Genomic DNA, 19,060 nt, shown 5'->3' on the forward strand with positions numbered 1-19,060 from the left:
CGAATGTCACTCTGTCGACGGTCACCCATCCGTCCATCGTCCTTGCCTGGGCGTTGGCCCGCCTCAGGACGGATAACGGTGGTCGGTGGGCGGCCGGAGGTTCTCCTTGATGGCGCGGGCGCTGGTCCAGCGCAGCAGGTTGCGCGCCGAGCCGGCCTTGTCGTCGGTGCCGGAGGCGCGGGCGCCGCCGAAGGGCTGCTGGCCGACGACCGCGCCGGTCGGCTTGTCGTTGACGTAGAAGTTGCCCGCCGCGAACCGCAGCGCGTCGAGGGCGCGCGCCACCGCGGTCCGGTCCTGGGCGATGACGGCGCCGGTGAGCGCGTAGCGCGACGCGTCGGGGTCGGCGATCCCGGCGAGGACCCGGTCGTAGTCGGTGTCGGCGAAGACGTGGACGGCGAGCAGCGGGCCGAAGTACTCGGTGGTGAACGCCTCGTCCGTCGGGTCGGTGCCGAGGACGACCGCCGGACGGACGAACCAGCCGCGGCTGTCGTCGGCCAGCCCGCCGGCGATGATCGTCAGTGAGTCGACCAGCCGGGCCCGGTCGATCGCCGCCGTCACCCGGGCGTACGCGCGGGCGTCGATGAGCGCGCCGCAGAACACCGCCGGGTCGGTGACGTCCCCGGTCACCAGCGCCTCGGTCTCGGCGACGAGCCCGTCGCGCACCCGGCGCCACACCGACTCCGGGATGTACGCCCGGGACGCGGCGCTGCACTTCTGGCCCTGGTACTCGAACGCGCCGCGCAGCAGCGCCGCGCGCAGCACGTCCGGGTCGGCCGACGGGTGGGCCAGGACGAAGTCCTTCCCGCCGGTCTCGCCGACCAGGCGCGGGTAGCCGCGGTAGCGGGCGATGTTCTCGCCGACCTGGCGCCACAGGTGCTGGAAGGTCCGCGTCGAGCCGGTGAAGTGGATGCCGGCGAGGTCAGGATCGGCCAGGGCCACGGCGGAGACGGCGGTGCCGTCACCGGGCAGCATCGAGATCACGCCGGGCGGCAGGCCCGACTCCTCCAGCAGTCCCATGAGGAAGTGCGCGGCGAGCTGCTGGGTGGGGGCGGGCTTCCACAGGACGACGTTGCCCAGCAGGGCGGGCGCGGTCGGCAGGTTGCCGGCGATCGAGGTGAAGTTGAACGGCGTGACCGCGTAGACGAACCCCTCCAGCGGCCGGTGGTCGGCCCGATTCCACACCCCGGGGCCGGACGCCGGCTGGTCGGCGAGGATCTCCCGGGCGAACGCGACGTTGAACCGCCAGAAGTCGACCAGCTCGCAGGCGGCGTCGATCTCGGCCTCGTGCGCGACCTTGCTCTGCCCGAGCATCGTCGCCGCGTTCAGCGTGTCCCGCCACGGCCCGGCCAGCAGCTGCGCCGCCCGCAGGAACACCGCCGCCCGGTCGTCGAATCCGAGCGCTCGCCACCCGGGCGCCGCCTGGCGGGCCGCCGTGAGCGCCGCCCGGGTGTCGTCCTCGGTCGCGGCCCGGAACGTGCCCAGCACGTGCTTGTGGTCGTGCGGCATGACGACGTCGACCGCCGCCCCGCCGCCGGGCCGCCGCTGTCCGCCGATCGCCGCCGTCAGCTCCACCGGCGTGGCGGCCAGCTCGTCGCACCGCGCGGCGAGCCGCGCGCGTGCCTCGGAGCCCGCCGGATACGTCCGCACCGGCTCGTTGACCGGCCGCGGCACCGCGGTGATCGCGTCCATCGCGCGCCTCCCCAGGGAGCCGTGCGCCGGCCTGCCCTGCCCGGCAGCCGGCCCTTGCTCCGGTGCCTCCGGTCTACCCCGCCGGGCCACGTCCCGCCACCGGGCGGGCGCGCGGCGGCGGTGCGCTCGTGCAGCGATCCATGGGAGAGCGGGTGATGGTGCTGGGATGCTGACCATGTGTCGGAACCGGACGTCGGGGGAGCCGATCTCCCGCATCCCAGGACGGCCGCCGAGCCGACGGTCGTTCGCGCTCCCAGGGCGCGGCCCAGGAGCGACGGCGAGCCGGAGCGGCTGGACTTCCTGGTCTCCTACGCGCCCCCCGAGGTCGACAGGCAGTGGGCCGAGTGGATCGCCTGGGAGCTCACGAGCGCCGGGTACCAGGTGTGGATCGAGGCCTGGGACGTACCAGCGGGGGCTCTGAGGGTCGGGGCGGTCGACCAGGCGGTACGGCGGGCGGAGCGAACCGTTGTCGTGCTCTCACCCGCCTACGACGGGTCGACCGCGAACCCGCAGTGGCAGGTCGCCTTCCAGGCGGATCGAGATGGTGCCGGCCGCCGGCTGCTGGTCGCCCGGGTCGTCGACTTCACGCCGGAGGGTCTGCTCGGCCTGATCGCTCCCGTCGACCTGTTCGGACGCTCGGCGTCGGAGGCCCAGGAGGTCCTGCGCCGGGCCGCCCGGCAGGCGATCTCGGGCGGACGCGCGATACCCACGGCCAGCCCTCCGTTCCCCGGGGCCGCGCCGCTTGCGGGCCCGCCCCTGTTTCCTGGGGGAAAGCCACTGGTGTGGCGGGTGCCGGATCCCAACCCGCACTTCGCCGGCCGCGAACGCGATCTGGCGGCGCTGCGCGCCGAGCTTCGCGCGGGGCCCGTGGCCGCGGGGCCAGTGGCGACGGGGGCGGTGGCCGCGGGGGCGGTGGCGATCTATGGGCTGGGCGGGGTGGGCAAATCCCAACTGGCGGCCGAGTACTGCCACCGGTACAAGGCCGACTACGACCTCGTCTGGTGGGTTCCCGCCGACTCGTCGGCAGTGGCGCTGGCCCGGCTCGCCGAACTGGCGACGCGGCTCGACCTGCCCGAGCACACCGGCCGCCCAGACGTCTTCACCGCCCTCGGCCGGCGTTTCGCGGAGGATGCCGAGCCCACGGCCCCTGCATCCTCCGCGGTGGACACCGGGGCCGACCTGGACAGCAGAGCAGCGGGAGCCGTGGAGGTGCTGCGTCGCGGGCGGCCATATCGGCGCTGGCTGATCGTCGCCGACAACGCCGAGGCCCCGTCGGAGCTGCACGGGCTGCTGAGCGCGGCCGGCAACGAGGGGCACGTCATCGTCACCTCCCGCGATTCCGCCTGGTCGGCGCACGCCTGGTCGATTGAGCTCGGTGTGCTGGACCGGGCGGAGTCGGTCGCCTTGCTGCGCCGCCGATGTTCCTGGCTGGCCGCCGCCGACGCGGACCGGCTCGCCGACCTGCTCGGCGACCTCCCGCTGGCGCTGGAGCAGGCGGCCGGGCATATGAGCGCGACCGGGATCAAGGCCGACCTCTACGCCAGGCTGCTGGCGGCACGTACCGGCGAGATCCTTTCGGCCAGGAAGCCCGCGCACTATCCCGTCCCGGTCGCGGCGGCCTGGACGGTCGCGCTGGACCGGCTGAACGACCCGGCCGCACACATGGTGCTGCGCCTGCTGGCCGTACTCGCGCCGCGGCCGGTGCCGGTGGACCTCCTCGTCGACGCGGATCTCGGCGCGCCATCCGACCCGCTCGTGGTGCTGGACGCCGTGGAGCGCGTCGGTCGGCAGAGCCTCGTCCGGGTGACCGGTGAGGGCCTCATGATGCATCGGCTCGTCCAGGCGGTGCTGCGTGACCGCGCGACGCCGGCGGAGCTCTCCGAGGCGCGTGAGCGCGCGCGGGCCCTGCTCGTGGCGGCGGCGCCGGGCAACCCGACGAAGCCGGCCAACTGGCCGACCTACGCGCTGATCTACCCGCACGCGCTCAGCGTCGACCTGGTGGACGCGCCGCCGGAGGACCGCGCGAACAGACGCCTGCTGCTGGACCTGGTCCGGTCGCAGGGCGCGGCGGGCAACGCTGGTGCCGTGGTGGACCTGGCGCGCGCCGCGCGGGAACGCTGGACGTCCGCGCTCGGCGCCGACCATCCCGACGTGTTCACCGCCACCGAGCTGGAGGCGGACAGCCTGTTCGAGCTGGGCCGTCTGGCCGAGGCACGCGCCCTCGAGCGGGAGGTGCTGCGGCGGCTGCGCGAACTGGCCGGCGAGGATGACCCCGCGACGATGATCGCGAAGTCCGCCCTGGCAGACACGCTCTGGTCGACCGGCGAGTTCGACGAGGCGTCCCGGTTGGACGCCGAGGTCCTCGCCACCCGTACTCGTGTGCTGGGCGCCGACGATCCAGGCCGGTTGCGCGCCGCCGTCCGTCGTTCCGACGGGCTGGCCCGCCTCGGTGACCACGCCGAGGCGGAGAAGCTGCGCGTCGACACGTATGCCCGCGCCCGCGCGGGCCTGGGGGACGACCATCCGGACACGCTGCGCGCGCGGGTCCGGGTGGCTCGAAGCCTCCGCCAGCGCGGCGAGTACGGACCGGCCGTCGCGATGTTCGGCGACGTGCTACGCCGCCGGCGTGCCCTGTTCGGCGACGACGACCACCGGACGCTGGAAGCGGCCTTGGAACTGGGGACCTGCCTGCGGACCGCCGGCAGGCTGACGGAGTCCGCGGCGTTGATGCGCCAGGTGGTCGACGGCCTGCGCCGCGTCCTGGGCGAGGATCATCCTGACACGATGTCGGCCACCCGCGAGCTCGCCCACGTGCTGGTGCGAACCGAGGAGACCGCCGCGGCGGTCGGCCTGTTCCGGCAGGTGTGGGAGGTCTCCCGGCGCCGCCTGGGCGCCGGTCATCCCTCGGCGCTGACGGCGGCCGTCGACGTGGCCCAGGCCCTGCGCGAGCTGGGCGACTACACCGGCGCGCTCGCGGTGCTGCGTGACCTGCCCGCGCGTGACCCCGCCTCGGCCGACCAGCCAGACATGATCAGTGTCGATGCCCAGCTCGCGGGCTGTCTCTGGCTGCTCGGGAAGCACACCGAGGCCGCCCGGCTGCGCGCCGACGTCCACGACCGGTACCGGCGTGCCTTCGGCGAGGACCACCCCGACACCCTGCGCGCGGCGCGCCTGCTCGCCGACAGCCTCGAGCGGATCGGCCAGGTCGAGGCCGCCCTGGACATGCGGGCGCACCTCCTGGACCGGGTGCGGGCCGCGCTGGGCCCGAACCATCCTCAGACGATTTCCGCGATCTCCAGTCTCGCGGAGAGCCGGGAACGCCTCGGCGACCATGAGGAGGCCATGCGGCTGCACGAGGACGCGCTCACGGCGACGCGGCGCATGCTCGGTGACGAGCATCCCGACACCGCCGCCGCGCGGATGCGCCTGGCCAGGGCTCTCGGTTCCCTCGGCGACTGGGCACGCGCCGCCGCGCTGCTGGCCGAGGCGCGGTCCTCATACGCCCGGATGTACGGCGCCGAGAACCAGCGGATCATCGAGGTGGACTACTCGCTGGCGGCGTGCGCGTCGGCCGTCGGCGATCACGAGGAAGCGAGGAGGATCGACACCGAGCTGCTCGACCGGTGCCGCGCGGCGCTGGGCGCGGACCATCCGTGGACGCTGCGGGTTGGCCGAGCGCTCGCCGCCGAGCTCGCCGCGCTGGCCGGCCCTGGCGCGGCGGTGACCCTCGCCGAGGACGTACTGGAACGGTCGCGCCGGACTCTGGGGGACGACCACGAGGAGACCCTGGCCGCCGCGGAGACGGTTGCCTGGCTTCGCTCCGCTGGCCCGGGCGCGGCCGGCGGCTGATCGCGGTCAGAAGCGGCAGCGCACCGGGTCGGCGAAGACCGGGGGTGGGCCGGCGAGGGCGGCGCGGATGGAGTGTTCCAGGACCGAGTAGCCCGCCTCGTCCCGGCGGTCGAGACACAACGGGGCGCGCAGGCCCGCCTCGGTGTTCGAGATGAAGCGCGGCGGGCCGTGCCGCTTGAAGCCGCGGGTGTGGAACATCAACGGGTGGGCGAGCACGACGTCGCCGGCGGCGCCGGTGAGCTCGGTGATGTTCCCGATCGGCTCGGCGAGCACCGCGTCGAACAGCTCCCGGTGGGTGAGCCCCGCCGGGTGCGCCGCCAGCACCCGGGCGGCGCGGCGGTGGCTGCCCTCGGCGATCAGGGTCGCGCCTCCGCCCGGCTCGACGTCGCTGAAAAGGCCGACGAGCAGCAGCCCCTGCTGCGGGGCGTGCAGGGTGTGCCGGAACCAGTTGCCGTCGACGTGCCAGCCGCGCGTCGGCACGGGATCCGGGTCGTGGGCGCCGTAGGCGAAGCTGACCGGCCAGAACCCCCAGGTGCGCAGGCCGTTCCAGCGGCCGGGGCCGACGAGCCGCTCGATCGCGGCGACGAGCCGGTCGGTGAAGCAGCCGAGGACGTCGGCCGCCGCCGGCCGCTCCTCGATGTCGTAGGCGTCCGGCCAGGTGGCGGGGTCGTCCTGGCGGATGCCGGCCTTCTCCTCCATGCGCCGCCACACGACCGCCCGCGCCGCCGCCGCCTGCGCCGCGGTGAACGCCTCGGGCAGGACGCAGAAGCCGCGCTCGACGAACGCGTCGACGTCGGCCGCGCTCAGTACGGTCATGCCGCCCTACCTTCCTGAGTGCGCCCGGTCTGCAGGGTCGCCTGTGAGGGGCGGCAGGATCGGGGGTGTGCGAGCGAGGCAGGGATGGCTTTCATGTCGGCTGCCCTTGATGGCCACGGTGGCTTGGCCCCCTGTCTCGCCGCTTCTTCCTGACCGCTGATTGGGAACTGCGATCGATCGCTATGTAGGGCAGGGCCGGCGGGAAGAGGCCGCACGCGGACCGGGACGGCGAAAGGAGACCGGACGTGGCGATAGCGGTGGGTGTCGACGTCGCCAAGCAACTGCACTGGGCCGAGATCAAGGTCGCTGAGACCGGCGCGGTGCTGACCAGCCGGGGGGTGGAGAACACCCCGGCCGACATCGCGGAGCTGATCGGGCAGATCCGAGTCGCCGAGGCCGAGCATGGCCCGGCCCGGGTCGGGATCGACCTGCTCGGCGGGATCGCGTCGTTGCTGGAGGCGATGCTGCTCGACGCCGGCCTGGCTGTGGTGCACGTGCCGGGTCTGGCGGTCAACCGGGCCCGCCGGGGCACGGTGGGTGGAGAGCACAAGAGCGACCCGAAGGACGCCCGGGTCATCGCCGACCAGGTGCGGATGCGCGACGACCTGCGTGTCGTCGAACGGATGCGGGACGACGACATCGAGCTGCGGCTGCTGACCAGCCGACGCGGTGAGATCGTCACCGACCAGACCCGCCGGGCCGCCCGGCTGCGGGATCTGCTCAGCTCGATCCACCCCGGACTCGAACAGATCGTCGACGTGACGACCAAGACCGGGATGTGGCTGCTGACCCGCTACGTCACCCCAGGCGAGATCCGCCGGGCCGGCCGGCGCGGCCTGCTGGCCCATCTGCGCAAACTGCACCACGTCCGCGACAGCGACCTGGCCGCGCTCGCCGAAGCCGCGCTCGCCGCCGCCCAGGCCCAGCACGTCACCGTGCCCGGCGAAGCCGTCGCGGCCGATCTCGCCCGCGGCCTGGCCCGCGAGATGCTCGCCGGCCGCGACCAGCTCACCCAGATCGACAAGAACATCGCCGCGGTCCTCGACCGCCACCCTGACGCGGCCCTCATCCGCAGCCTGCCCGGCATGGGGGCCACCCTGACCGCCGAGTTCCTCGCCGTCACCGGAGGCATCGGCCGGTTCCCCAGCGGCGACCAGCTCGCCGCCGCAGCAGGCCTCGCTCCCGTCCTGCGCCAGTCCGGCAGGGTCCGCTACCTGCGCCGACCCACCGCCGGCGACAAGGCACTCAAACGCGTCTTCTACCAGTCCGCGTTCGTCGCCGTCAGCTGTGACCCCACCAGCAAGGCCTACTACCGGCGGAAACGAGACGAGGGCAAGACCCACCACCAGGCCGTCCTCGCGCTCGCCCGCCGACGCGTCAACGTCCTGCACGCGATCATCCGCAACCGGACCCCCTACCAGGCACCCAACGCAGCCGTCGCCGCTTGACAGACGCATTAGGAAGCCACCACCGCCAGCACCCCCAACACCGCCGTCACCAGTAGAGCAGCCAGTGGTCGGCGTTCCAGATGCCGTGGCCCTGCAGGGTGAGCCGCTCGTCGCCCTCGCTCACCGACGGGCTGGGCGCCACCTGGTGCAGCAGATGGCCGGAGTGGACCACCAGCTCGCCGGCGGTGTAGGGGACGTAACGCAGCGGGTGGAAGCGGCGCAGGTCGCCGGCGCCGTCGATCCAGCCGCGCCGCTGCGCGTCGAGGAACGACTCGTAGCCGACGTCCCAGGTGTTCAGCCCGCCGCCCGCGACCGGCATCCGCAGCGGCAGGGTGAAGGACAGCACCCTGGCCCGGTCGACGGTGCCCGGCCAGTCGAAGAACTGGTACTGCAGGTCGAAGTGCACCGGCGCGCGAGGCCTCAGGAAGATCGCCTCGGTGCGCCAGAGGTGGAAGCCGGGCAGCGCGAACGTGTCGGTGTAGCGGACCGGGGCGGCGAGCAGCTCGGTGAGCGTCGCGCCGAGCCGGTCGTAGAGCCGGCCGAACCGGTTTCGCAGCAGCGGCCGATGCAGCGCCGCGAGCCGGTCGTACTCGCCGGGGCGGGCCTCCGGGGCGAGGTCCAGGTAGCTCGGCGTGCCAAGCGTGTGGAAGGCGTGGCCGCGGTCGAGCCAGGCGGGCCGTTCCCGGTACACGTCCGCGCGGACCTCGTCCGCCTCCTCGGTCGACAGCAGGCGGGCCGTCGCGAGCGAGGTCTCGCCCAGCTCGGCGGCGTCCGTTCCCGCGTCCGTTCCCGCGTCCGTCTCCGTGACTCTCGCGCCGGTCGCGGCCGTCTGGAGAAGTCTCGCGGCGGTCACGCGCGGACCGCCTCGCGTGACTCGGCCGGCACGAGGGCGCCGAGGAGGGCCGCGGTGATCTCGTCGCCGGCGCGGCGGTCGTACCAGTCGTAGCCCGGCATGGGGTTCGCCTCCAGCACCCAGTAGGCGCCGGTCTCCTCGTCGGCCCTGAGGTCCCAGCCGGCGAACAGCAGGCCCGACTCGGCCGTCGCGGCGACGAGGCGTCGACTCAGGCCGGCCGGCAGGTCGACGGTGGCGAAGTCGAGGCCGGTGGCGTCGAGCTCGCGGTAGTCGACCACCGGCGGCGTGTCCGCGCCGTGCGCCGCCTCCGCGTCCGGCCGCGCGGTGATCCGCTGGGCGTACGCCGCGTCGCCGCAGACGTGGACGCGCAGGTCGACGCCGGCGACCCGCCGTTGCAGGTGCACCGGGCCCTGGGCCGGCGTGAAGCCGGCCGCCGCGGTGAACTCCGCGGGGCTCGCGGCGCGCGCGGTCGCCCGCACCCCGGACAGCGCCTTGACCACGGTCGGGCCGGCGGCGGCGAACGCCCGCAACGCCTCCGGGTCCGAGCTGGTCAGGCTCGCCGGGACGGCGAACCCGGCGCGGGCGAGGCGGGCCTCGTGCAGCGGCTTCGTGCCGTTGTCGGCCCAGGCGGTGGGGCGGTTCGCGACCGCGCCGGGGACGTGGTCCAGCCACGCGGCGAGCGCGCTCGTGAGCGCGCGCCAGCGAGCGGCGAGACGCGGGTCCGGCTCGACGGCCGACAGGTCGACGAGCCGCGCGAAGTAGCCGGCAGCCGGGTCGAGGTCGACCGCCCCCCGGGCCGTGACCAGCCGGCTCGCGCCGTCGTCGGGAATCGCGAGCCGCCAGTCCCCCTCCTCGGCGACCTCGGCGAGGTCGACCGCGACGACGTCCGCGGCCAGCCGCGCCCCGGCGGCGCAGAAGTGCCGGAACGTCCCGTCCGTGCCGATGCCGAGCGCGACGACGCGCGCGGCGGCCAGGTCCGGCCCGTCGCGGCGGACGTCATGGGCCTCAGGACTCATGTCGGATCACCTCCGTCACCGAACACCTCGGTCACCGAACAGCTCCGTCGCCGAACAGCAGGGCGAGCAGCCGCGGGCCAAGGCCCAGCCAGACCATGCGCAGCAGCTGGACGCCGGGGAACGGGTCGACCTCGACGAGCCGTGCCCGGCCGCCGTCGGCGTCGACCCGCCAGACGACAACCGCGAGGGTGAGCCCGAGCCGGCCGGCGAGCGCGACGCTGCGCGCGGTCAGCTCCAGGTCGTCGATCTCGGCGGTGGTGCACCGCCACGCGTCGGCGCCGAGGACGACGACGACCTCGAACGCCGGGTCGGCGGCCGACCAGCGGGCGCGGTACGGGCCGCCACCCGACGGGCGGCCCGGCCAGACGGCGGTGTGCCCGGTGACGGCGTCGCGCACCCACCAGCTCTCGTCGACCTGCTCGGCCGGGTCGGGAAAGGTCGCGGCGAACACCTCGACCGAGCCGGCCGGTTCCCCGGCACGCCGCTCCGTGAGCGCGGCCGACTCGGACAGCGCGCCGCCGAACGCGCGGGACGTCGGCCGGTTCACGACCGGAGCGTCCGTCAGCGCCGCGGCGGCCCACAGCTGCGCGACGCATTCCTGGTACTGGAACCGCGCGTCGAAGCTCGCCGCCGCGTCGGCCAGCTCCGGCACCCGCAGGAACATCGGAACCGGCGGGACGACGCTGACCATGACCTGGGCGCCGACCTGGGCGTCCGCCTGGTCGGGTCGCTCGTCGGCCGTTCCGCCGTCGGCCGCTCGGCTGCGGACCTCGACGGTGAACAGCTGGGCCGCGTCGAACGGGTCGAGCGTGACCGCCCGCCGGCCGTGTTCGGCGAGGTAGGCGGCGACCTCGGCGGCGACGGGGTCCGCGGGGTCGGCGACGATCAGGAGGTCGTCGGCGGTGAGGGGGGCGGCGGCGGTCGGTGCGTCGCCGGCGGTCCGCGGGGCACCGGCGTTGAGGTCCGGCCGCGCCGGCGGCGCGTGCTGCTCGGTGGGCATCGCTGTCCTGTCTCGTCCGCTGGCGCGACGGTCAGATCACGATGCCGGCGTCGCGCAGGTACCGGTTGACGCGGGAGGCGCGCAGCACTGCGCCGATGTCGTCCTCGTCGACCGCGGCGGGCCGGAGCGGATCACCGCCGGTGGCCGGGCTGGCGCCCATCCCGGCAGCCGCCGGGTCGACGGCGCTCTCCGGTCCGGGACCGGCCGCCCGGTCGCGGGGAGCGCGCCCCGCCGAGGTTCCGGCCTGCGCGCCGTCGATGCCGTCCTTGAAGTCTTTGAAATCCTTGCTGTCCTTGGTGTCCTTGAAGTCCTTGCTGTCTTTTCGGTCCTTCGTGTCCTTGAGATCTTTCCAGTCCTTGAAGTCCTTGTTGTCTTTGTGGTCCTTGAAGTCCTTCCCGTCCTTGAAGTCCTTCCATTTCGGCGCCTGCGCGCCCGGGCCGCCCGGCAACCCGTTGGCCGGGCTCGCGCCGGTGAGACCGCCGCGGCCAGGCGCGATGCCGCCGGCGCCGTCGCCGAACGTCTCACCGCCTCCGAACGTCTCGCCGCCGGCGCCAGCCGGGCGCCGTAGCAGGGCCAGCAGGTCCCGGCGGTCAGCGGCGGCCAGGAACGGCCGGACGCGGGCCTCGTCGATCATCCACGACATCGGCGGCGCTCCTCGGTGTGTCTCGGGTGTCCAGGCGGCGGTCGGTCGGGCTCCCCGCCGGGGCGGCGGCGGCGGCCGTGGGCGGCGGGAGGGCGGGTTCGCGAGCGGGGCCGGCGTTGTCGTCGGCGCGGTACAGGGACAGCGCGGTGGCGAGCAGGCGCTGCGCCTGCGGGTGGTGCGGGTTGAGGTTGCAGATCACGTGGTCGACACCGAGCGCCTCGTAGCGGCGCAGGCCAGCGGCGATCACGTCCGGCGGGCCGGCGAGCATCGGGTAGTCGGGCGGCGGGTGCGGCGACGGGTGGCCGGGGGTGAGCGGCGTGACGTTGACGCCGACGGTGACACCGAGGGTCGCCGGGTCGCGGGCCTCGGCGGCGCAGGCGGAACGCGCGGCGGCGAGCACGCGGACCAGGTCGCCCGCCCATGGGCTGGCGGCGGCGCTGGCCTCCTCGGCGCTTCCCGACGGGTCATCCAGCGGGCCGTCCAGGGGCGGCGGGCCGACCGGGGGCGGCGCGCCGTACCAGCAGGTGTTCCACAGGTCGGCGTACCGGGCGGTCAGCCGCAGGAGCCGGGGGCCACCCCCGCCGACGAGCACGGGGATCCGCCGGCGCGGCCCGGGCCGCAGCTCGGCGTCGCGCATCTGGTGGAAGCGCCCGTCATGGTCGGCGTGGCCGGTGCGCAGCAGCGCGGTGATGATCTGGAGCTGCTCGGCGAGCCGTTCGGCGCGGTGGTCGAACGGCAGGCCGAAGGCGTCGAACTCGGGGCGGTGCCAGCCGGCGCCGAGGCCCAGGACCAGTCGCCCGCGGGAAATCTCGTCAAGCGTCACCGCCATCTTCGCGAGGACGGCGGGGTGGCGGAACGCCGCGCACAGCACGAACGTGCCGAGCGTCACCCGCGAGGTCGCCTCCGCGAGCGCCGACAGCGTCGTCCACGACTCCCAGGCGCCCTCGGTCTGCTCACCCGGCCCGCGGAACAGAAGATGGTCGAACACCCAGACCGAGTCGAAACCGGCGATTTCTGCCTGGATGGCCAGGTCACGTATTTCGAGGTAAGAGGGTTGTTTCCAGGGATACTCGGTAAGCGGGAGTACGACGCCGACCCGCATAGCGCCAGTGCGCACTCACGCCTCCCCCCAAAACGGGCGGACCTGAGCGTACGCCGGCGTCCCCGGCCACCGGTACCTTTTCGGCCGAGATTACGTGGCAGCACTGAGCCCGCCATTCATCCGGCGGTACCGGAGGCGGCGGGCATGGGCATGGCGTCGCCTTCACGGCTGGACGGTGACGCCTCGCCCCGCCTACTGGTGGGAGCGTGTCGCGGGGCCGGACGGATGCCGGCCGGGCGGGGCACGGAGGCCCGTCACGAGCGACGGGGTCCCCGCGGAATCGGCGAAGCCGATTCCGCGGGGCGTGACGTGAACCCGCCGAGGGTGCTGCTTCGCATCGGCGACGGCAAAGCGGTCCGCAACCATGCTGGCGCGAAGGCGCGCCTCCGCGGAGGCCCGGCCCACGAGCGAAGCGACGTGGGTTGGGCCGCAGCGGAGGTCGCCGGAGCGCCCGTGAGCGGAGGAGGACACGGCGCGGAGGTCCCTTGGGAGCGAAGCGAGCAAGGGGCCGGAGTGCCGTGCCCGGACGGAGCGAACCAGAAACAGAGCCTAAATCAGGCCGAGGGAACGGATCGCGTCGCGCTCCTCGACGAGCTCGGCGACCGAGGCGTCGATGCGGGTGCGCGAGAACGCGTTGAGCTCCAGGCCCTGGACGATCTCGTACTTGCCGTCCTTGACGGTCACCGGGAACGACGAGATCAGGCCGGCGGGCACGCCGTAGGAGCCGTCCGACGGGATGGCCATCGAGGCCCAGTCGCCGTCGGCCGTGCCGTTCACCCAGGTGTACACGTGGTCGATGGCGGCGGAGGCGGCGGAGGCGGCGGAGGACGCGCCCCGCGCGGCGATGATCGCGGCGCCGCGCTTGGCGACGGTCGGGATGAACTCGTCGGCCAGCCACGCCTCGTCGACCTGGTCGGCGACGGGCTTCCCCGCGACCTCGGCGTGGAAGACGTCCGGGTACTGGGTGGCCGAGTGGTTGCCCCAGATCGTGATCTTCTTGATGTCCGCGACCCCGACGCCGAGCTTCGCGGACAGCTGCGAGATGGCGCGGTTGTGGTCCAGGCGGGTCATCGCGGTGAAGCGCTCGGCCGGGACGTCCGGGGCGTGGGTCTGGGCGATGAGGGCGTTGGTGTTCGCCGGGTTGCCGACGACGAGGACCCTGATGTCGCTCGCCGCGCCGGCGTTGATGGCGGCGCCCTGCGGCTTGAAGATGCCGCCGTTGGCCTCCAGCAGATCACCGCGCTCCATGCCGGCGGTGCGCGGCCGGGCACCCACCAGCAGGGCGACGTTCGCGCCCTCGAACGCCTTCACCGGGTTGTCGAAGATGTCGACGCCGGAAAGCAGCGGGAAAGCGGCGTCGGCGAGTTCCATCGCCGTTCCCTCGGCCGCCTTGACCGCCTGCGGGATTTCCAGCAGGCGCAGCTTGACCGGGGTGTCCGCGCCGAGGAGCTGCCCGGACGCGATCCGAAAAAGGAGCGCATATCCGATCTGCCCGGCGGCGCCGGTTACCGTCACATTAACAGGTGTACGTGCCATGGCCCGGATGCTATCCTTCCGCGCCCGTCCTCGCCCCTCCCACGGGCCCTCGCGCGTCCGCGCCACGGCGTGGCACCGCCCACACTCCCCTCGCGGCGGCCGCCGCCGCGCACCGGCCTGTCGCGCGCCGCGCGGGCTCCCCTCCGGCCCCGGAACCGCGTCCGGCTTCGAGGAGGGGCCGACCGGCCTGAAAGCGCGGAAACGGGACGGCGACGGCTTTAGCATGCGGAAGCGGCGGTGCCGCCCGGTGACGCCGCGATCGCCGGCGGTGCCGGTGGCCGGCTCTGACCCCGCCTGGAGGTTCGTTGACCGGCGTCGTCGAGACCAGGGTTGTCGAGACCACAGTCGGAAAGGTGCGCGGGCGGGTCGAGGAGAACGGGACGCTCGCGTTCCTCGGGATTCCCTACGGCGGGCCGACGTCCGGAGCGGGACGGTTCCGCCCGCCGGCACCGGCCGAGCCGTGGGCGGGCGTGCGGGACCGCGTCGACTGGGGACCGCGGTGCAAACAGTCGATGCTGCGGCTGGGTGCCCGGTACGGCGCGGACGAGCCCGGCCTCGACCGGGCCGCCGCGATCGCCCGCGGCATCGCGCTGGTCACCCTGTCCGGCGGCGGCGACCGCGGGCGGGTCAGCGAGGACTGCCTGAACCTCAACCTCTGGACCCCGGCCAGCGACGATGCCCGCCGCCCGGTCATGGTCTGGCTGCATGGCGGCGGCTTCTCCAGCGGCAGCGCGAACAACGCCGCCTACCTCGGCGACCGGCTGGCCCGCCGCGGCGACGTCGTCGTGGTCACCGTCAACCACCGGCTCGGCGTACTCGGCCACCTGCACCTGGCCGAGCTGGGTGGCCAGCGGTGGGCCGGGTCGGGAAACGCGGGGATGCTCGACGTGGCCCTGGCCCTCGCCTGGGTCCGCGACAACGCGGCGGCCTTCGGCGGGGACCCGGGCCGGGTGACGGTGTTCGGCCAGTCCGGCGGAGGGGCGAAGGTCTGCACCCTGCTCGCCATGCCGGCCGCCGCCGGTCTGGTGCACCGCGCGGCGATCCAGAGCGGCCCCAGCATCGGAGCCGTCACCGCCGAGACCGCCGACCGCGCGGCGCGCGCGCTGCTGCGTGCCCTCGAGCTCGACGCCACCCGCCTCGACCGGCTTCAGGAGATCCCCGCGGGCGTGCTCCTGACGGCGGCCGCCGCCGTGGCCAGGGCGGGGGAGAGCGCCGGTTCGCCGGGCTTCGCCCCCGTCCTCGACGGCGTCGCGCTGCCGGCCCATCCGTTCGACCCGGTCCCGGCGGCGACCCAGCGGGACGTACCGCTGCTGGTCGGCGCCACCGCGGACGAGGCGACGTTCATGTCCGCCTTCGACCCCCGGTTCGGCGCGCTCACCATGGCGGACGTCGCTCCCGGCCTCGCCGGGGCCTGGGGCGAGCGCGCCGACCTGCGTGTCGAGCTGCTGCGGGACCTGCGCCCGTACTGGACGCCGTCGTTCCTGCGGGCCTGGAGCAAGGGCATCGGCTTCCAGGTCGCCACGTCGCTGCTCGCCGAGCGCAAGGCCGCGGCGGGCGGCGCACCCGTGTTCGGATACCTGCTCGCCTGGCGTTCCTCGGCGCTGGGCGGGATCCTCGGCGCCCCGCACTGCCTGGACCTGCCGCTCGTCTTCGACAACCCGGACCGGGCCCGGATCGGCGGGGACGCCGCCGACCTGGGCCGCCTCATCGACGAGGTGGCCGGCGCCTGGATCGCCTTCGCCCGATCCGGCGACCCGAACCATTCCGGCCTGCCCGCCTGGCCGGCGTACGGCACCGGTGACCGGGCCACGATGGTGTTCGACCGTCCCACCCGGGTGGTGCGCGACCCGGAGCCCGAGATCCGCGCCGAGTTCGCCCCGTCGCCCCTGTTCTTCTGACCTTCTCTCGTCTGGCTTCCTTCGGCGGAGACCACGTCGTCCGGGGTGGCGGGGTGGGGAGCCGCGCGAACGTGGCGAACGGGGTGTCCAGGCTCGGCTACACTCGGCCGCAGGCCGTACGAACGTGCCTGAGAACGCGCCCGAGACGGGCCAAGGTGTTCGCCGGCCAGTGATGTGGCTGGCTTCCCCCGGCCCGCGATGTCTGCCCGGGGGGATGACGTCCCCGCCCGGTCTGCCGGTCCCGACGGAGCGGTGCGGCCCGGGTTCTCCCCGAGGACCGCCGGCTTGGCCGCCCTGCCGGCCGTTGACCGTGTGACGCCTCTCATGCACCGTGATGCGGTCGTGGTTCGGGCTTATCGGTGTTTTCGGGGTGATGTGTGCGCACAGGCAGGGTCCTGAGGTTTGATCAGGTGCGAGGCTACGGCTTCATCGCACCGACCGGGGGCGGCGAGGACATCTTCCTCCATGCCAATGATCTGCTGGTAGACAAGCACCTGGTGACCGCTGGCGTGACGATGGAGTTCGAGGTCGAGCAGGGCGACCGGGGACCGAAGGCGACCGGCGCGCGGCTGGTGCGCGCGGCGCAGGCCAGCCCGTCACCGGCCGCCGGCGCGGACGCCGCCGAGGGGCCGACGCGCGAGGCGGGGGACGACACCGAGGACTTCTTCTACGTCCCGTCGGCGAAGGAGTTCACCCGTGAGATCACCGAGCTCCTGCTGCAGGCCGAGCCGACGCTGACCGGCGCGCAGATCCTGGCCGTCCGCCGTGGTCTGACCAGGCTCGCCGAGAAGAACGGCTGGATCGACGGCTGACCAGCCGCCGGCGGCGACGGCTCCCGGCTAGGTCAGCGAGCGCGGGTCCGCCGGCACGTCGACGGCATGCTCCCGCAGGGCCTCGATCGGGACGATCTCCAACGCGCGGGCGTTCGTCGAGGCGAGCACCACGGGCGCCGCGGCGCCCGCCCGGTAGGCCTGCAGCCAGCGGGCCGCGACCACGCACCACCGGTCGCCGGGGCGCAGGCCGGGGAAGGCCCACTCGGGGCGCGGGGTGGACAGGTCGTTGCCGACAGCGCGTTGATGGTCGAGGAACTCCTTGGTGACCACGGCGCAGACGGTGTGGTTGCCGAGATCCTCCGACCCGGTGCTGCAGCAGCCGTCCCGGAAGAAACCGGTCATCGGGTCGGTGCCACACGGCTCCAGCGGGTCACCGAGAACGTTGCGCTCGTCCGTCACGCCCCCAGTGTGCAGGTTCCTCGCGTAGGAGCGCAGCATGGTCCCCTTACCCCGGAGGGGTGACGCGCCGAGCTCGCGGGCGCGAGGACCAGAGGTACGCCAGGGGTACGAAGGTGGTAGTCGCCGCAACGACGGCGACCGCAACGCTCACAATCTGACGAGGTTGTAAGGTATTCAGCGGTCGACTACTGACGACGACCGCCGTCAGACGGGCGAGGCGACCGCGTAGGCCCCGAGACAGCCGGCTATGGCCGGTTGGTACCGAGCGGTCGACGCGGACGTGCTGGCAGCGTCGAGCGGCCGGCATCGATGGTCGCCCGGGCTAGGGGAGCCTGGGCGCCCGGGTGATGCCGGCGTGCGGGGCGGCGGCGTGGGCGGGTTGGCCATCGGTGTCGTCGACGTTTCACAGGCGACAGGTACGGGCGACGAGCACGTGCGCGGCGGCGGGAGCCCCGGCGTCGCGGAAGGGAGTCGGGCCATGGGGCGGGGTCGGGCCAAGGCAAAGCAGACGAGGGTCGCTCGAGACCTCAAGTACCACTCGCCGAACATCGATCTCGACCGGCTGCGGGCCGACCTTGGCGGCGCACCGGACGACGATCTTGACGGCGAGGCCGAGGCGACGGCGGGTTCCGGCGGCTGGGCCGATCTTTACGAGCAGGACGACGAGGAGGACGAGGCGCGAGCCTCGTCCTACTGATCGCCACTGATCGCTAGAGGCGGCGCATCGATCTGACCGGTCGGTGCCGAGCAGGAGCGGCGGGCGTCCTGGACGCCCGCCGCTCCTGCCGGTGCCTCGGTGTCTCGATCTCTTGCTGTCTCGGTGTCTCGGTGTATGTGTGGCTCGGTGTCTGATCGTGACTGGTTCGCGGCGGTGCGTGTCAGGGTTGGGCGGCGAGAAGGTCCCGCAGGATTTCCGCCTGCTCGTTGAGGACGCCGGTGAGGATCAGCCGCGTCTGGTCGAGCAGCCCGGCGATCAGCGGCGTCGCCAGCGCGTAGTAGACGGTCGTGCCCTGCTTGCGGGTGGTCACCAGGCCGGCGCGGCGCAGTACGCCGAGCTGCTGGGACAGGTGGGAGGCCTCGAGGCCGACCTCGCCCACGAGCTCGCCGACCGAGCGCTCGCCTGTGCGAAGCAGCTCGAGAACGCGGATACGGGCCGGATGTGCCAGGGAACGAAAGAACTGGGCTTGGAGCTCGTAGAGCTGGGTCGCCATCGGACTAGCCACCTCGCCGGCATACCCGGACCGCCAGTCCTAGCCCGGCCGTGGGGGCTCGCCCCCCGGCCCAGATCGATCGCAAAAAAAGTGGTCGACGGGAAGGCAACACCTGCGAATCTTACGACATTGTCAGGTAGCCGGCCCTGACCTCCTCGAACGCGCACACCGCACGTCAGCCCAGCCCGCCTGAAGCGTCGAGAGAAGACCCGCTGCCGCGGCGTTAGTCGCGGCGAGCGCGGTGGCGCGACAGGACACTCGCGCCGGCGGTCTCGCGGCGCGTACGGCGCAGGCGCGCCGTGCCGGTCGCCGCGGACGGGCCAAACCCGCTCGCCTCGCCCCTGGTCGGTAGTGGCTCGCCGGTCGTCGGCATCCGAATCGGCCGAAGTGACGCGAGATATCGCGAGGTACGCCGATAGCCGTGCGTCCACCGGTAGTGATCGTCGAGGTCCCCTGACGACTCGAACAACGCCTTGCAGTGCAGGTCAGCTCGTGGGCACCGATACAGCGTCATGAGCCATCCCTTCCAGCCACCCCGACTAACTGCGCCGGCCAGCGGCCTGTCCGCGGCGTGTTCCAGACGCCACCGCACCACCGCGTACCGCGTGGTGCCGCTGCGGGGTCGGCCGGTGTGTACCCGAAAGCCAGGCGTCCGAAGCCGCGTGGATCCGCGCCCCGTGGCTCGCCAGACCGACCCGCTGCCGGGACACCGCTCGGCCCGTACGGTCGAGTGACGTTCGTCTCAGTGTTGCCGGCAGATTGCCGAG

15 protein-coding genes are annotated in these 19,060 nt (G+C 73.7%); 5 read left to right on the forward strand and 10 right to left on the reverse strand.

What is annotated here, in order from left to right; genetic code table 11:
- Window positions 1–63: 63 nt before the first annotated feature.
- The gene (gene pruA / locus FRCN3DRAFT_RS0212010; protein WP_007514499.1) at window positions 64–1,689 is read right to left on the reverse strand and encodes an L-glutamate gamma-semialdehyde dehydrogenase; all 1,626 of its coding nucleotides are present in this window, start codon (window positions 1,687–1,689) and stop codon (window positions 64–66) included.
- A gap of 177 nt (window positions 1,690–1,866) precedes the next feature.
- Between pruA and fxsT the strand changes: the two genes are divergently transcribed.
- Entirely contained in the window at window positions 1,867–5,538 is a 3,672-nt protein-coding gene (fxsT, locus tag FRCN3DRAFT_RS44110) for an FxSxx-COOH system tetratricopeptide repeat protein (protein WP_007514500.1), read from the forward strand.
- Between the two features lie 6 nt (window positions 5,539–5,544).
- Here fxsT and FRCN3DRAFT_RS0212020 read toward each other — a convergent pair whose 3' ends face one another.
- Complete coding sequence (locus FRCN3DRAFT_RS0212020) at window positions 5,545–6,354, reverse strand: phytanoyl-CoA dioxygenase family protein (RefSeq protein ID WP_007514501.1); 810 nt, start codon at window positions 6,352–6,354, stop codon at window positions 5,545–5,547.
- Between the two features lie 245 nt (window positions 6,355–6,599).
- Here FRCN3DRAFT_RS0212020 and FRCN3DRAFT_RS0212025 point away from each other — a divergent pair, with 245 nt between their 5' ends.
- Window positions 6,600–7,802, forward strand: coding sequence for an IS110 family RNA-guided transposase (locus tag FRCN3DRAFT_RS0212025; protein ID WP_007514502.1), 1,203 nt, complete (start codon window positions 6,600–6,602; stop codon window positions 7,800–7,802).
- Window positions 7,803–7,848: 46 nt separating this feature from the next.
- Here the strand turns inward: FRCN3DRAFT_RS0212025 and FRCN3DRAFT_RS0212030 are convergent, their stop codons facing one another.
- The 6 genes from FRCN3DRAFT_RS0212030 to FRCN3DRAFT_RS0212055 form a co-directional block, all read right to left on the reverse strand.
- Window positions 7,849–8,655: a hypothetical protein gene (locus tag FRCN3DRAFT_RS0212030; protein WP_007514503.1), complete on the reverse strand. Its 807-nt coding sequence runs from the start codon at window positions 8,653–8,655 to the stop codon at window positions 7,849–7,851.
- Entirely contained in the window at window positions 8,652–9,671 is a 1,020-nt protein-coding gene (locus tag FRCN3DRAFT_RS53990) for an ATP-grasp domain-containing protein (RefSeq protein ID WP_007514504.1), read from the reverse strand. Before FRCN3DRAFT_RS53990 ends, FRCN3DRAFT_RS0212030 begins: the two co-directional genes overlap by 4 nt.
- A gap of 31 nt (window positions 9,672–9,702) precedes the next feature.
- Window positions 9,703–10,671 carry a hypothetical protein gene (locus tag FRCN3DRAFT_RS0212040; RefSeq protein ID WP_007514506.1) on the reverse strand — a complete coding sequence of 323 codons (969 nt, stop codon included), beginning with the start codon at window positions 10,669–10,671 and terminating at the stop codon, window positions 9,703–9,705.
- 31 nt (window positions 10,672–10,702) lie between these two features.
- Complete coding sequence (locus FRCN3DRAFT_RS0212045) at window positions 10,703–11,314, reverse strand: hypothetical protein (protein WP_007514507.1); 612 nt, start codon at window positions 11,312–11,314, stop codon at window positions 10,703–10,705.
- Window positions 11,262–12,431, reverse strand: coding sequence for an LLM class flavin-dependent oxidoreductase (locus FRCN3DRAFT_RS49395; RefSeq protein ID WP_007514508.1), 1,170 nt, complete (start codon window positions 12,429–12,431; stop codon window positions 11,262–11,264). Before FRCN3DRAFT_RS49395 ends, FRCN3DRAFT_RS0212045 begins: the two co-directional genes overlap by 53 nt.
- Before the next feature lie 534 nt (window positions 12,432–12,965).
- Entirely contained in the window at window positions 12,966–13,952 is a 987-nt protein-coding gene (locus tag FRCN3DRAFT_RS0212055) for a malate dehydrogenase (protein ID WP_007514509.1), read from the reverse strand.
- Between the two features lie 305 nt (window positions 13,953–14,257).
- Between FRCN3DRAFT_RS0212055 and FRCN3DRAFT_RS0212060 the strand changes: the two genes are divergently transcribed.
- Complete coding sequence (locus FRCN3DRAFT_RS0212060) at window positions 14,258–15,850, forward strand: carboxylesterase/lipase family protein (RefSeq protein ID WP_007514510.1); 1,593 nt, start codon at window positions 14,258–14,260, stop codon at window positions 15,848–15,850.
- A gap of 377 nt (window positions 15,851–16,227) precedes the next feature.
- Window positions 16,228–16,662 carry a cold-shock protein gene (locus tag FRCN3DRAFT_RS0212065; protein WP_027140491.1) on the forward strand — a complete coding sequence of 145 codons (435 nt, stop codon included), beginning with the start codon at window positions 16,228–16,230 and terminating at the stop codon, window positions 16,660–16,662.
- Window positions 16,663–16,689: 27 nt separating this feature from the next.
- Here FRCN3DRAFT_RS0212065 and FRCN3DRAFT_RS0212070 read toward each other — a convergent pair whose 3' ends face one another.
- Window positions 16,690–17,082, reverse strand: coding sequence for a DUF2237 family protein (locus FRCN3DRAFT_RS0212070; RefSeq protein ID WP_027140492.1), 393 nt, complete (start codon window positions 17,080–17,082; stop codon window positions 16,690–16,692).
- A 478-nt stretch (window positions 17,083–17,560) separates the two neighbouring features.
- On the opposite strand from FRCN3DRAFT_RS0212070, the gene FRCN3DRAFT_RS0212075 reads away from it, so the two are divergent.
- Window positions 17,561–17,779 (forward strand): DUF3073 family protein, encoded by a 219-nt coding sequence (locus FRCN3DRAFT_RS0212075; protein ID WP_007514513.1) that lies wholly within the window; start codon window positions 17,561–17,563, stop codon window positions 17,777–17,779.
- Window positions 17,780–17,960: 181 nt separating this feature from the next.
- Here FRCN3DRAFT_RS0212075 and FRCN3DRAFT_RS0212080 read toward each other — a convergent pair whose 3' ends face one another.
- A complete protein-coding gene (locus FRCN3DRAFT_RS0212080; RefSeq protein ID WP_007514514.1) occupies window positions 17,961–18,293 on the reverse strand; it encodes an ArsR/SmtB family transcription factor in 333 nt (110 codons plus the stop codon).
- Between the last annotated feature and the right edge of the window lie 767 nt (window positions 18,294–19,060).

It is taken from the genome of Pseudofrankia saprophytica (assembly GCF_000235425.2).
Taxonomy (GTDB): Bacteria; Actinomycetota; Actinomycetes; order Frankiales; family Frankiaceae; genus Pseudofrankia; species Pseudofrankia saprophytica.

Excerpts from the sequence above, each read along its gene's own strand:
- pruA (WP_007514499.1), bottom strand. The coding sequence starts at position 1,689 with ATGGACGCGATCACCGCGGTGCCGCGGCCGGTCAACGAGCCGGTGCGG.
- FRCN3DRAFT_RS0212020 (WP_007514501.1), bottom strand. The coding sequence starts at position 6,354 with ATGACCGTACTGAGCGCGGCCGACGTCGACGCGTTCGTCGAGCGCGGC.
- FRCN3DRAFT_RS53990 (WP_007514504.1), bottom strand. The coding sequence starts at position 9,671 with ATGAGTCCTGAGGCCCATGACGTCCGCCGCGACGGGCCGGACCTGGCC.
- FRCN3DRAFT_RS0212040 (WP_007514506.1), bottom strand. The coding sequence starts at position 10,671 with ATGCCCACCGAGCAGCACGCGCCGCCGGCGCGGCCGGACCTCAACGCC.
- FRCN3DRAFT_RS0212045 (WP_007514507.1), bottom strand. The coding sequence starts at position 11,314 with ATGTCGTGGATGATCGACGAGGCCCGCGTCCGGCCGTTCCTGGCCGCC.
- FRCN3DRAFT_RS0212055 (WP_007514509.1), bottom strand. The coding sequence starts at position 13,952 with ATGGCACGTACACCTGTTAATGTGACGGTAACCGGCGCCGCCGGGCAG.
- FRCN3DRAFT_RS0212075 (WP_007514513.1), top strand. The coding sequence starts at position 17,561 with ATGGGGCGGGGTCGGGCCAAGGCAAAGCAGACGAGGGTCGCTCGAGAC.
- FRCN3DRAFT_RS0212080 (WP_007514514.1), bottom strand. The coding sequence starts at position 18,293 with ATGGCGACCCAGCTCTACGAGCTCCAAGCCCAGTTCTTTCGTTCCCTG.